At 70.2% G+C, this 12,873-nt stretch carries 13 protein-coding genes and 1 pseudogene; 10 read left to right on the forward strand and 4 right to left on the reverse strand.

Annotation, left to right across the window (positions count from 1 at the left end):
- Window positions 1-295: 295 nt before the first annotated feature.
- The 7 genes and pseudogenes from QFZ27_RS05175 to QFZ27_RS05205 form a co-directional block, all read left to right on the forward strand.
- Window positions 296-505, forward strand: a pseudogene (locus tag QFZ27_RS05175) (gamma-glutamyltransferase); the annotation flags it as partial.
- Window positions 438-1,832: a gamma-glutamyltransferase family protein gene (locus QFZ27_RS05180; protein ID WP_429225023.1), complete on the forward strand. Its 1,395-nt coding sequence runs from the start codon at window positions 438-440 to the stop codon at window positions 1,830-1,832. The pseudogene QFZ27_RS05175 and the gene QFZ27_RS05180, both read left to right, overlap by 68 nt.
- Before the next feature lie 9 nt (window positions 1,833-1,841).
- Window positions 1,842-2,600: a double zinc ribbon domain-containing protein gene (locus QFZ27_RS05185; protein ID WP_429225024.1), complete on the forward strand. Its 759-nt coding sequence runs from the start codon at window positions 1,842-1,844 to the stop codon at window positions 2,598-2,600.
- Between the two features lie 102 nt (window positions 2,601-2,702).
- Window positions 2,703-2,972, forward strand: a complete 270-nt coding sequence (gene grxC, locus QFZ27_RS05190) for a glutaredoxin 3 (RefSeq protein ID WP_429225025.1) — start codon at window positions 2,703-2,705, stop codon at window positions 2,970-2,972.
- 19 nt (window positions 2,973-2,991) lie between these two features.
- Entirely contained in the window at window positions 2,992-3,843 is an 852-nt protein-coding gene (locus QFZ27_RS05195) for a carbon-nitrogen hydrolase family protein (RefSeq protein WP_429225026.1), read from the forward strand.
- A gap of 9 nt (window positions 3,844-3,852) precedes the next feature.
- Entirely contained in the window at window positions 3,853-4,527 is a 675-nt protein-coding gene (locus tag QFZ27_RS05200) for a DUF2278 family protein (protein WP_429225027.1), read from the forward strand.
- 273 nt (window positions 4,528-4,800) lie between these two features.
- Window positions 4,801-6,555: an ABC transporter ATP-binding protein gene (locus QFZ27_RS05205; protein ID WP_429225028.1), complete on the forward strand. Its 1,755-nt coding sequence runs from the start codon at window positions 4,801-4,803 to the stop codon at window positions 6,553-6,555.
- 66 nt (window positions 6,556-6,621) lie between these two features.
- On the opposite strand, the gene QFZ27_RS05210 is transcribed toward QFZ27_RS05205, so the two are convergent.
- From QFZ27_RS05210 to QFZ27_RS05225, 4 genes are all read right to left on the reverse strand, one after another.
- Complete coding sequence (locus QFZ27_RS05210; protein WP_429225029.1) at window positions 6,622-7,356, reverse strand: hypothetical protein; 735 nt, start codon at window positions 7,354-7,356, stop codon at window positions 6,622-6,624.
- 117 nt (window positions 7,357-7,473) lie between these two features.
- Window positions 7,474-8,169 (reverse strand): gamma-glutamylcyclotransferase, encoded by a 696-nt coding sequence (locus QFZ27_RS05215; RefSeq protein WP_429225030.1) that lies wholly within the window; start codon window positions 8,167-8,169, stop codon window positions 7,474-7,476.
- Window positions 8,166-9,170 carry a Gfo/Idh/MocA family protein gene (locus tag QFZ27_RS05220; RefSeq protein WP_429225031.1) on the reverse strand — a complete coding sequence of 335 codons (1,005 nt, stop codon included), beginning with the start codon at window positions 9,168-9,170 and terminating at the stop codon, window positions 8,166-8,168. Before QFZ27_RS05220 ends, QFZ27_RS05215 begins: the two co-directional genes overlap by 4 nt.
- A 63-nt stretch (window positions 9,171-9,233) precedes the next feature.
- Window positions 9,234-9,788, reverse strand: a complete 555-nt coding sequence (locus QFZ27_RS05225) for a class I SAM-dependent methyltransferase (protein ID WP_429225032.1) — start codon at window positions 9,786-9,788, stop codon at window positions 9,234-9,236.
- Window positions 9,789-9,813: 25 nt separating this feature from the next.
- Here QFZ27_RS05225 and QFZ27_RS05230 point away from each other — a divergent pair, with 25 nt between their 5' ends.
- From QFZ27_RS05230 to QFZ27_RS05240, 3 genes are all read left to right on the forward strand, one after another.
- Entirely contained in the window at window positions 9,814-10,317 is a 504-nt protein-coding gene (locus tag QFZ27_RS05230; protein ID WP_429225033.1) for a DUF1178 family protein, read from the forward strand.
- A 218-nt stretch (window positions 10,318-10,535) separates the two neighbouring features.
- Window positions 10,536-11,918, forward strand: coding sequence for a hypothetical protein (locus tag QFZ27_RS05235; RefSeq protein ID WP_429225034.1), 1,383 nt, complete (start codon window positions 10,536-10,538; stop codon window positions 11,916-11,918).
- A complete protein-coding gene (locus QFZ27_RS05240; RefSeq protein ID WP_429225035.1) occupies window positions 11,915-12,871 on the forward strand; it encodes a Wzz/FepE/Etk N-terminal domain-containing protein in 957 nt (318 codons plus the stop codon). The genes QFZ27_RS05235 and QFZ27_RS05240 overlap by 4 nt, the downstream gene beginning before the upstream one ends.
- Window positions 12,872-12,873: the final 2 nt, after the last annotated feature.

Consider the following 12,873-nt stretch of genomic DNA (forward strand, 5'->3'; position numbering starts at 1 on the left):
CGCCGGCCTGCTGTTCGCGGTCTCCGACGCGATCTGGCCGGACCCGGCGCCGCCAGCCGGCGGCCCCCCTGTCGTCGCGAACCAGGATGCGGCCAGCCGCCCCGCCGAACCCGCCGTTCGGGCGGACTCGCCGCCGCCGGCCGGCACGACCCCCACCGTCGCGAGCCAGGCTGCCCCCGTCCGCGCCGACGAACCCGCCGTCCGCGCCAAGCAGTTCATGGTGGCTGCCGGCGATCCGGTGGCGGCCAGGGCCGGCTACGACGTGCTGGCGGAGAACGGCACCGCGATCGACGCCATGATCGCGGTGCAGCTGGTGCTCAATCTGGTCGAGCCGCAGTCGGGCGGCATCGGCGGCGGGGCGCTGCTGCTGCATTTCGACGGGCGGTCGGGCCGGCTGACCTCGCTCGACGGGCTGGAGACGGCGCCGCGGGATGCCGATGGCAGCATGTTCCTCGGGCCGGACGGCCAGCCGATGTCGTTTGCCGCCGCGACCGCCGGCGGCCGCTCGGTCGGCGCGCCGGGCACGCTGCGGCTGCTGCTCGAGGCACACAAGCGCTGGGGCAGGCTGCCGCTGGCCGCGGCTGTTCCGGCCGGCGATCGACCTGGCCGAGAAGGGCTTCACCCTGTCGCCCCAGCTGGCCGGCCTGCTGACCGGCGACGCAGCGGAGCGGCTGAAACGGGATCCCCGGGCGCGCGACTATTTCTTCCCCGGCGGCCGGACGCTGCAAGCCGGCGAGACCCTGCGCAACCTGGCCTTCGCCGACACTTTGCGCTTCATCCTGAGCAACGGCGACGCGCCCTTCTATCTCGGCCCGATCGGCGCCGACATCGTCGCCGCGGCCCGGGGCGCATCCGGCAATGCCGGCCGGCTTGCGCCGATCGACCTGGAGGTCTACCGGGTGGTCGAACGCCAGCCCGTCTGCGTCCCCTACCGTGCCTGGCGGGTCTGCGGCATGGGGCCGCCGAGCGCCGGCGGCATCGGGATCGGCCAGATCCTCGGCATGCTCGAGCACGTGAAGATGCCCACGATCGACCCCGGCGCGGGCGATGCCTGGCACCTGTTCGCCGAGGCCGGCAAGCTGGCCATGGCCGATCGCGACCGCTATGTCGCGGATCCGGATTTCATCCTGGTCCCGACAACGAGCCTGATCGACAGCGGCTACACGACGGCGCGGGCCCGGATGATCCTGGCCGACCGGGCGGCACCCGTGCCGGTGCCGCCGGGCAACCCGCCGCGGCGCGTGGGGCAGGAGCGCAGTGTCAATTCCGCGGCCGAGCCGTCCAACACCAGCCATGTCTCGATCGTCGACGCCGATGGCAGCGTCGTGTCGCTGACCAGCTCGATCGAGGGCGCCTTCGGCTCGCATCTGATGGTGCGCGGCTTCCTGCTCAACAACGGGCTGGCCGACTTCTCCTTCGTGCCCTTTGCCGGCGGCCACTCGGTGGCGAACCGGGTCGAGCCCGGCAAGCGGCCGCGCAGCTCGATGGCGCCGACCATCGTGCTGAACCGCGCCGGCCGGCCGGTGCTGGTGATCGGGTCGCCCGGCGGCGCCCGTATCATCCCCTATGTCGCCCAGGCTATCATCGGCGTGCTGGATTGGGGGCTGGACGTGCAGCAGGCGATTGATCTGGGCCATGTCGTCAATCTCAACGGCCGGACCGAGCTGGAGGCGGGAACGGCCGTCGAGGGGCTGCAGGACGCCCTGGCGGCGCGCGGTCACGATGTGGTGGTGATGGAGCAGCCCAGCGGGCTGCAGGGCATCCAGATCGGCCCGGACGGGTTGGTCGGCGGCTCCGATCCGCGGCGCGGGGGCGTCGCCATCGGCCGGTAGCCGGCTGTGGTGCGTGCGGCACTCACCCCCTGGCTCGGCCGCGCCGGCACCGCCCTGCTCGATGCCGTGCTGCCGCAGCGCTGCCTGTCCTGCGGCGCCGAGATCGTGGCGCCGGGGGCGCTGTGCGCCGCCTGTTGGGGGCAGCTCGCCTTCCTCGGCCCGCCGCAATGCCGGCGCTGCGGCCTGCCCTTCGACCATGGCGCGGCGGAAGGGGCCGGCGACGACCCGGTCTGCGCCAACTGCCTCGCCTTTCCGCCGCTGTGGGACCGGGCACGCGCCGCCTTCCTCTACGACGATCTCAGCCGCAAGCTTGTCCTGGCCTTCAAGCATGGCGACCAGACCCATGCGGCGCCCGCCTTCGGCCGCATGCTGCAGCGGGCGGCGGCGCCGTTCCTGGCCGAGGCCGACGTGATCGCGCCGGTGCCGCTGCACCGCTGGCGCCTGCTGCGCCGGCGCTACAACCAGGCGGCGCTGCTGGCGCTGGCGCTCGGCCGCGAAGCCGGCCGGCCGGTGACGACTGACCTGCTGGTACGGCGCCGGCCGACGCCCAGCCAGGGCGGTCAGGACCGCCGTGCGCGGCGGCGCAACGTCGCCGGCGCCTTCGCCGTGCGGCCGGGCCGTGAAGGGCTGGTCGAAGGAAGGCGCGTCCTGCTGGTCGACGACGTGCTGACCACCGGCGCCACCATCGACGAATGCGCCCGGGCGCTGCGGCGCAAGGGTGCCGCCGGCGTCGACGTCGTCACCCTGGCCCGGGTTCCGCCTCCGTGACGCTGAGGCGCGCTCAGGACATGGGCGCCATTCGTCGAACGCAGACCCCTGGCATCGTCAGGTGAATGACCTCATATTCGATGGACTCTTCGGAGGATCCGCATGCCGTCCGTCATCGTCTATTCCAGCCCGTTCTGCCCTTACTGCTATATGGCCAAGAAGCTGCTGACCCAGAAGGGCGTGAGCTTCGAGGAGATCGATGTGGTGGCCGAGCCGTCGCGGCGGGAGGAGATGCGGCAGCGCGCCAACGGCCGCAACACCGTGCCGCAGATCTTCATCGGCGCCACCCATGTCGGCGGCAATGACGACCTCCAGGCGCTGGAGCGTGCCGGCAGGCTCGACCCGCTGCTGGCCGAATCCGCGCCGGCCTGATCTCGCTTCGAGGCGAAGGATGACCCGCTTCACCGCCGCCTGCGTCCAGCTCAATGTCGGCACCGAGATCAAGCCGAATCTGCAGGATGCGGGGGCGCTGATCCGGCGGGCCCGCGACGCCGGGGCGACGCTGATCGCCACGCCCGAGAACACCGGCTTCATGGTCCAGGGCCGTGAGGCCGTGCTCGCGCGCGCCCTGCCGGAGGAGCGGCACCCCGGCCTGCCTTACTTCGCCGAGTTGGCGCGCGAGACCGAAACGACGCTGCTGATCGGGTCGCTCTCGATCGGCCTCCCGGACGGCAAGGCCGCCAACCGCTCCTACCTGTTCGCACCCTCAGGCGAGATCCTGGCGCGCTACGACAAGATCCACATGTTCGACGTCGACCTGGCCGGCGGCGAGCGCTACCGCGAGAGCGCCACCTTCGGGCCGGGCGATCAGGCCGTGCTGGCGCCGCTGCCCACCGGCGGCGTGCTCGGAATGACCGTCTGCTACGACCTGCGCTTCGCCTATCTGCACCGGGCCCTGGCCCAGGCTGGCGCCGACATCCTCAGTGTGCCAGCCGCCTTCACACGCAAGACCGGCCAGGCCCATTGGCACGTGCTGCTGCGCGCCCGGGCGATCGAGACCGGAAGCTTCGTCATCGCCCCGGCCCAGACCGGCACCCATGACAAGGGCCGCCAGACCTATGGCCACTCGCTGATCGTGGCGCCCTGGGGCGAGATCCTGGCCGATGCCGGCGAGGAGGTCGGCTTCGTGACCGCCGAGATCGACCTGGCGCGGGTGGTGGAGGCGCGCGACGCCGTGCCGGCGCTGCGCCACGATCGCCGCGTCGCCCCGCCCGGCCCGCCGCTGCGCGCGGCCGGGGAATAGCCCGGAAGCATGGCGCTCGAGCGCTATGTGGTGCTGAAGGGGCGCCCGACCGACCGCCGCCTCGCCGCCGAGCGGTCGACCCACTACCATATTCGCGTCGACGACGGCGGCCGCGACCACCGGGTGGCGGTCAACGTCCAGGGCTCGGCCTGGCCGTCGCTGGTGGAATACGTGCTCGACCCCGATTTCGACCATGCGGTGACCGCGCGGCTGGCGGCGCTGGCCCCGGGCCTGACCGCGATCCCCAAGGGGCAGGGGCTGGACTATGTCCGCGACGGGCTGTTCGACCGCTCCCACATGCGGCCGCTGCCGGCCACGCGGCCGGGACCGGACAACGACCTGAACGAGAAGATCGACCGCATCGTCGCCCGGGCGATCCATGAGCCGGACGCTATGCTCTATGCCTTCGGCGAGCCGTTCGGGCCGGACCCGGTGGCCGATCACGGCTTCGGCTTCGCCCCGTCGCGCGGCATGCACAACATCCACATGAACCAGGGCAGCCCGGAGGAGCGGTTCCGCGGCGACAACGGCGTCGGCCAGGATGGTGCCCTGCTGATCGCCTTCCCGCAGGGCCGCTGGGCGGCGCTGTTCCTGAAGTTCCAGTCCCAGTCCTGGCAGACCGACGACGCCACCGGCCACCCCCGCCAGCCGGCGCAGGCCCGGCGGCGGCGGATGCAGGCCTGACGCTCGGTGGCCCGCCGGGTTGCCTGACGGCCGCGGCTGCCGTATGGTGCGCCGCCGACCGGTCCAAGGAGAGCAAGATGACGACGTTCATGTCCCAGCAGAAAGGAGTTCCCGCCCCTCGCAAGGACATGATGCTTCATGTTGTCCCGAATTCGGAGGTCGCCGGCGCCTCGAGACGCCGCACCTAGCCGCCTCGCTCTCCCGCCGCGCAGCCCGGCTGCCGCGGTCGACGCTTCCAACTTCCAGCCTGCCTCTCCGCCGACCTCACGCGACGTGCCGCGCGCCGTGGCCTGGGCGCGGCTGCGCAAGTTCCTGTCCGCCTACCGGCCGCATCTCCCATTGCTGGCGGCCGACCTATTCTGCGCCGTCGTGGTCTCGGCCACGGCGCTGATACTGCCGCTCGGCGCCAACATCGTCACCAAGCGGCTCACCGGCCTGGACGACGTGCCCGGGGCGCTCGACGAGGTCTATACCCTGGGCGCGGCGATGCTCGCCGTGGTCCTGCTGCAGGCGCTCGGCAACCTGTTCGTCGACTACCAGGGCCATGTCATGGGCGCGAAGATGGAAAGCGCCCTGCGCCGCGAGCTGTTCGAGCATCTGCAGAAGCTGTCCTTCGGCTTCTACGACCGCCAGCGCACCGGCCAGTTGATGAGCCGGATCACCAACGACCTGTTCTCCCTCGGCGAACTCTACCATCACGGGCCGGAGGACCTGGCGATCGCGGTGTTGAAATTCGCCGGGGCGATCGCCATCCTGGCCTGGCTCGACCTGCCGCTGGCGCTGATGATCCTGGCGGTGCTGCCCTTCGCCGTCGCCTATGCGCTGCACTTCAACCGCCGCATGAACCGGGCGCTGCTGCTCAGCCGCGAGCGGATCGCCGCGGTCAATGAGCGGGTGGAGGATTCGCTCGCCGGCATCCGGGTGGTGCAGTCCTTCGCCAATGAGGCGGTGGAGACCCGCCGCTTCGAGGCGCAGAACGCCGCCTTCCTGGACAGCCGCCGCGCCGGCTATCGCAGCGAGGCCTTCTTCTCGATGGGGACGGAGACGTTTCCGCAGCTGATCACGGTGATCATCATCGTCGCCGGCGCGGTCCGGGTCGCCGAGGGGCAGCTCGCCGTCGCCGACATGCTGACCTTCCTGCTCTGCGTCGCGGCGCTGGTCGACCCGGTGAAGCGGCTGGCGAACTTCGCCCGGCTCTGGCAGGAGGGCTACACCGGCTTCAGCCGGATGATGGAGATCCTGGAGGTCGATCCCGACATCCGCGACCGGCCCGGCGCGGTCGAGCTTGCCCGGCCGCGCGGTGCGATCAGCTTCCGGGACGTCGGCTTCCGCTACGAGGATGACCGGCCGCTGGTGTTCCGCGACCTGTCGCTCGACATCCGGCCCGGCGAGTTCGTCGCCCTGGTCGGCGCCTCGGGCGGCGGTAAGAGCACGCTCTGCGCCCTGATCCCACGGTTCTACGAGGCGACGGAGGGCCGGATCCTGATCGACGGCACCGACATCCGCGACGTCACCCTGGCGTCGCTGCGGCGGGCCGTCGGCGTGGTGCAGCAGGACGTCTACCTGTTCGCCGGGACCGTCGCGGAGAACCTGCGCTACGGCCGGCCGGACGCGACCGAGGAAGAGATCGTCGCGGCGGCCCGGGCGGCCAATGCGCATGACTTCATCATGGCGCTGCCGGACGGCTACGACACCGATGTCGGCCAGCGCGGCGTCAAGCTGTCCGGCGGCCAGAAGCAGCGCCTGACCATCGCCCGGGCCTTCCTGAAGGACCCGGCGGTGCTGATCTTCGACGAGGCCACCAGCGCGCTCGACAATGAGAGCGAGCGGGCGGTGCAGGAAGCGCTGCTGGACCTGGCGCGGGACCGCACGACGCTGGTGATCGCCCACCGGCTGTCGACGGTGCGCCACGCCGACCGGATCCTGGTCCTGACCGACCAGGGCATCGCCGAGCAGGGCACGCATGAGCAGCTGCTGGCCGCCGGCGGCGCCTATGCCGGCCTCTACCGGGTGCAGGCCAGCTTCTAGAACGGCATCGGGGCGCGACGATGCCGTCGCGCCCCGATCCGCTGCAGATCGAGCCTGCCGCCGCGTTCAGTCGAACGGGCGGAAGCCCTGCCGGGCGAGGGAGAGATCGTGCTCGTCGACCACGCCGTCGCCGTCGACATCCAGATTGGTCGACTCCCAGCCCCCGGTCGGGCCGGTGCCGGGCTTCACCGCCGCGGTCCGCTCGGCCAACTCGGCCTCCAGGGCGTCGATGACGCGCGGATCGGTGGTCGGGTCGGCCTCGAGCGCCGCGATCCGATCCTCCAGGGCCCGGATGCCGGTTTCCTGCGGCGTGCCGAAATTGCCCTGCATGGCGCCGACACGCGCGCCGTAGCCCAGCTCCTTGGACAGTGCGACCGAGGTGGAAACGCGGGCGCCGTGATTCCGGAATGTTCCGTCATCGAGTTGCCGCGCTCGGCCCGGGCCGCTCACGGCGACATCGGTGTCGTCGTCGAGACTGGTGTCGGCCGGTGCACCCGATGCCCGGTCGACGGAGCCTCGGTCGGCGCTCTTGCCGCGGCTGTCGCCGGCATCGCTCTTTCCGCCACCATTGCCGCCGGCATTCCCGCCGTCGCTGTTCCCGCCCCCATTGCCGCCGCCGCCGCCGTTCCCCCCACCATTGCCGCCGCCGTGCCCGCCGCCATTCCCGTCCTTGACGGTGATCAGCATCGGGTTCGTGTCCGACGGGCCGGCCATGGTCCACGTCGCCGCCGTCGCACCGGACGCGTAGAGCAGACCGAGGGCCACGGCGAAGGGAAGCGTCGCGCGAGAGGAATAGCGCATGGAGATCTCCAGGATGATGGTGCGGATGGCCTGAACCACCCGTCTCACAACCCAGGACGATCGGGAGCCGAGGAAAATTCCCGATATCTGCAGAAGGACTCCTGCGGAGCCACCGGCTCAGCCCAGCCCGATCGCCGCGATCCGGCGCCGCAGCGCCTCCAGCCCGTGGTCGCGGATGCCCAGCGCCACCAGATGGTCGAGGGTCGAGCGGAAATACTCCTGGCAGCTGCCGAGCTGGCCGCAGGCCCGGGCCAGCACCTGCGCCGTCTCCTCCTCGCTCAGCCGGCCGGCATAGCGCGGCTGGGTGCGGTTGATGGTGAAGGCGATCGCCCGCACCGGGCCGTCCGGCGTCGCCGCCGTGACCCAGCGCGGGGTGTAGGACGCGGTCACCATCTCGCGGCGCCAGATCAGGTCAAGCTCCTCCTCCACCGCCGCGGCGGCGATGCGGAACACCACGCCGCGGCAGGTGCCGCCGCGGTCCAGGCCCAGCACCAGGCCCGGCCGGTCGGGCGTGCCGCGGCCGAGCTCCGTCCACAGGCAGAAGCGGCGGTGCCAGCCATGGATCAGCCCGGTGCGCCGCTCGACGAAGTGGAAGGCCGGGTTCCAGATCAGCGAGCCGTAGCCGAACACCCAGACGTCGCCGCCAGCGGCCGGCTCCGTCGCCAGGATCGCCCGGCGCGATTCGGCCAGCGCCTCGAAGGACAGGATCTCCGCCGCCGGGTCGGCGGCCGCGATCATGCGCTGCAGCACGCCGTCCTTCAGCGATTCGCGGGTGATGGCGGTCGGCTCGGCGACCGTCGGCACTTCGCTCACGGCGTCTCCCACCGGCCGGTGTGGGCGGAGCGGAAGACCGCGTCGATCACCAGCATGTTGGCCAGCGTGTTCTCCAGCGGCACCGGCTGCTCGCCGCCCTTCAGGATCGCCTCGGCGAAGGCCGCGGCGGCGACGCCGTACTGGTCGCAGGCCAGGACCTCGATCGGCTTGATGCCGTCGCCGAACAGGCTGGACCCGTCGTCCAGGAGGAGGCGGCAGGGCCGGTCGCTGGGGGCGTTGAACGGGATCTCCACCTCGATCCGTCCCTTGGTGCCCAGGAACTGCATGCGCTGGTAGCCGGGCAGCTGGGTCGAGTAGACGAAGCTGGCCTGGATCCCGTCAAAGTCCAGCAGGACGCTGCCCAGCCGGTCGACCTTGAACACCGGATCGCGGTCCAGCAGCGACACCACCCGCCGCGGCTCCCGCCCGGTGACGAAGCGCGAGGTGGTGATCGGATAGCAGCCGATGTCCAAGAGGCCGCCGCCGCCGATATCGGCCTTGTTGCGGATGTTGTTGGGGTCGATGTTGCGGTAGGTGAAGGCGCCGGTCACCGCCCGCAGCTCGCCGATCGCGCCCTCCTGCACCAGCTCCCGCACCTTCATCCATTGCGGATGGGTGCGCACCATGAAGGCTTCCTGGATGCGCCGGCCGGTCTTGTCGCGCGCCGTGATCAGCCGCCGCGCCTCCTCGGCGTTCAGCCCGATCGGCTTCTCGCACAGCACATGCTTGCCCGCCTCGGCGGCCTTGATGGTCCATTCGACATGCAGGTGGTTCGGCAGCGGGATGTAGACCGCGTCGATCTCCGGGTCGGCCAGCAGCGCCTCGTAGCTGTCATAGGCCACAGGCAGCCCGTATTTCGCCGCCGCAGCCGCGGATTTCTCCGCCGAGCGCGAGGCGATCGCCTTGACCCGGCAGTGCCGGGCCGTGGTCATCGGCGGGACGACCTTGTCGTTGATCTTGGCGGCGCCCAGCACGCCCCAGACGATCGTTCCTTCGGCCACGCCTGTCTCCTTCGACTGCAAATTCCGGCGATCGTAGCCGCTCCGCCAGATGATGAGGAGCGTTCAGGGCGCGGGCAGGGGATGCGGTTCGGGCGACCCGTCCAGCGCCGGCACCGGCGTCCGGTCGGCGACGGCGCAGAGCCGCTGCACCACCCCGGCGCGGGGAGAGGCGACCTCGCCATGCTCATAGGCCACCACCTGCAGCCGTCCGGCCACCGCCTCCAGCAGCTCTCCCGCCTTCAGTAGATAGGCGGGGGTGGACGGGCGGCCGAAGCGCTGGTTGCCCTGGGCGAAGGTCTCGTAGATCAGCACCCCGCCCGGGGCCAGCGCTTCGACGATCACCGGCAGCAGCGGCCGGTGCAGGTAGTTGGCGACGACGATGCCGGCGAAGCGGCGCCCGGCGAAAGGCCAGGGCCCGGCCTCGATGTCGGCCTGCACGATCTCGACCCCCTCCGTGCCGGCCAGATCCGCCACGCCCTGCAGCTCGATGTCGACACCGGCCACGGCATGGCCGCAGGCCCGGAAATGCCGCAGATGGCGGCCGCTGCCGCAGGCGAGGTCGAGCACCGGCGCGCTCTTCGGCACCAGCGGCGCGAAGCGCGCGACCCATGCGGACACAGGGGGGATATGCGGCATCGGTGGGATGTGTGGCGTCATTTTCTTTGCGGCCCGTGACGGACCATCGTATGACAAAAGCGGAGCATGGAATGCGATGATCCTGTACGAATTGCGATGTGAGGGCGGCCACGGCTTCGAGGCCTGGTTCCGCAACAGCGACACCTATGACACGCAGGTCGCTGCGGGCGAGGTCAATTGCCCGATCTGCGGCAGCGGCTCGGTCGAGAAGGCATTGATGGCGCCGGCGATCGCCAAGCGGTCGGCGGCCAAGCGCTCGCCGGAAGACGGGAATCGGACCCACACCACCATGGCCGAGGCCCGCCGCGAGCTGGAGGGCCTGCGCCGCCGGATCGAGGAAAACTGCGAGTATGTCGGCGACCGTTTCGCCGAGGAAGCGCGCAAGATCCACCATGAAGAAACCGGGCACCGCGACATTTACGGCGAGGCGACCGAGGCCGAGGCGCGCGAGCTCGAGGAAGAAGGCATCGGCGTCGCCCGTATTCCCTGGGTGTCGCGCACCGATTCCTGATCGGCGCCGGACGGGCAGCCCCGCCATCACCATCATTTGACCGGAACGGCGATTTCTTCTCGCGTTCCGTGCGTCGCGCTTGTCACCACCTCTCCTTACGGGTTAGTGGGATGTATGCTGGGAGCCGTCGGTTCACGCCGTCGCGTCTCCACGGCGTGCCCCTGATTCTATGGCGCGGGCTAATGAATATATGTCTTTTGTCCAACAATTACCGGACGATGTTCTTCGAAAGGATCGGGCGCGGCCTCGAGCGGAACGGGGTCGGGGTCTTCTGGATCGCGGCCAGCCGGCGGTGGGCGGACGCGCTGATTCAGAAAGGCTGGCGCCGCGATCGGATCCTCTGCCTCGCCGATTTCAAGGATGAATGGCGCGCGGCGCCGCCGCCGGACCCGGACGATCCCGGGCTGACCGAGCTCGAGACCGGCGGTCTGGCCGCCAACGAAGTCGTGCTGATGGACCGGGAGCTGTGCAAGCGGCCCTATGGCAAGGCCTATCTGGCCGTGGCCGCCCGGGAAATTTCGCGCTTCCTGCAGGCCCATGACATCCGGGCCGCGTTCGGCGAGCAGACCTGGGCCTTCGAGCTGGCCACGAGACTGCTGTGCAAGGCTCAGGGACGGGGCTATTTCGTCCCGGCCACGGTGCGGGTGCCGTCCGACCGCTTCGGCTTCTTCACCGACCACAGCCAGACCGGGATCTATGAGGTCCGCAAGCCCGACCGGTCGGACCGCGAGGCCGCCGACGCCATCCTCGAGGCGCTGCGCGGCCGCACCTACCGGCCCTATTATTTTCACATCAACAACAAGATCCGGTTCTTCCGCAGCCACTGGCTCGGCGAATCCGTGGTGCAGACCTTCTCCAAGGCGACGGACGGCGACGAGACCCTGCCGACCCTGGCGCACCGCTCGCGCTGGCGCTTCAGCCGGATCGTCAACACCTACCGGGTCCGCTGGCAGAAGCCGTTCGAGCGCGACGGCATCCCGGGCACGCGTCCCTTCGTTCTGGTGACAATGCATATGCAGCCGGAGGCGTCGATCGACGTCGTCGTCCACCGCAAGGCGAACCAGATCGAGAATGTCCGGGCCCTGTCGCGGGTGATCCCGCATGGCTGGGAGATCTACGTCAAGGAGCACTCGAACGCGCTCGGCTTCCGCCCGCCGCGCTACTATGACGAGCTGCGGCGGATTCCGGGCGTCCGCCTGGCCGATCCCCATGCCGACACCTTCCGGCTGATGGAGGCGGCGAAGCTGGTGCTGTCGCCCTCCGGCACGGTCTGCCTCGAGGCCGGCCTGCTCGGCCTCAAGGCCGGGACCTTCGCGCCGATGTACTTCGCCCCGGTGATGTCGCCCGGCACGATCGACCTGTCGGCGCTGACCCGCGCCGGCTTCGAGCGGCTGCTGCAGCGCGACGCCCACGACGGCCGGGCCGAGCCGGCCGCCTTCCTGAGCTGGCTCTACGCCCAGTCCTTCCCCGGCCGGGTCGGGGATCCGATCCACGATCCCGGCAGCATGACCGAGGAGAATGTCGCGATCGTGATCGATGGATTCATGACGTTGCTCCGGACCGTCGAGGCACGTCGGCAACTGGATGCGAGCGCGGCATGACCCTCGCCACCGAGCATCATCGCCTCAGCCCCGTGCCCAGCACCGCCGACATCGCGCCCGACCGCCAGCGCCCGACCGAAACCATCGCCCAGGAGCTGATCGGTTCGGCCTGGCGTCATAAATGGTTGGTCGCTTTTATCACCGTGGTGACGATCGGCCTCGGCGTGGCCTGGGTCGTGATGGCGCCGAAGCGCTACACCTCGCGGCTCGTCATCATGCCGACCGAGGCGTCGCAGCAGCTGTCCGATCTGCTGCGCAATGCCGGCTCCTCGGTGATCGCCAATTCCCTCACCAGCCTGACCGGCAACGAGCAGATCACCTATTTCGACCGCTTCTCCAAGCAGCTCACCTCGGTGAATACGGCGACGGCGCTGAAGGAGCATGCCGGGCTGATCGAAAGCCTGATGAGCCTGCGCTGGAACGACCAGAAGAAGTTCTGGGAGCCGGATTCGTTCCTGACTCCGGTCAAGGCCTATGTCGGCCTCGACACCGATGTCGACACCAGCGCCCAGGCGGTCGCCGAGTTCCTGCGCAAGAACCTCACCCAGGAGCAGGACCGGGATTCGCCGATCACCACCCTGTCGCTCGACGCCACCGACGCCGAGGTGGCGCGCCGGACCCTGGGCTATCTGCACCAGTACAGCGACGATCGGATCAAGCAGGCGATCTATCAGCAGACCCAGAGCAAGCTCGAATACCTGCAGCGGCGGCTGCAGAACGTCACCGTCAACGACTATCGGCAGACCCTGATCGGTCTGATCCTGGACCAGGAGAAGATCCTGATGCTGATCCAGCCGAACCTGCCCTTCGCCGCCGAGGCGCTGGAGCCGCCGGAAATCCTGTCGGAGCCGACCTCACCGAAGAAGGCCCGCATCCTAGCCGTGGCCGGGCTGCTCGGCCTCGCGCTCGGCACCTTCTTCGCCTATCGCGTCGACCGCAGGCGCCGGGTCTGAGG

This window comes from Inquilinus ginsengisoli (genome assembly GCF_050434925.1).
Classification (GTDB): Bacteria; Pseudomonadota; Alphaproteobacteria; order DSM-16000; family Inquilinaceae; genus Inquilinus; species Inquilinus ginsengisoli_B.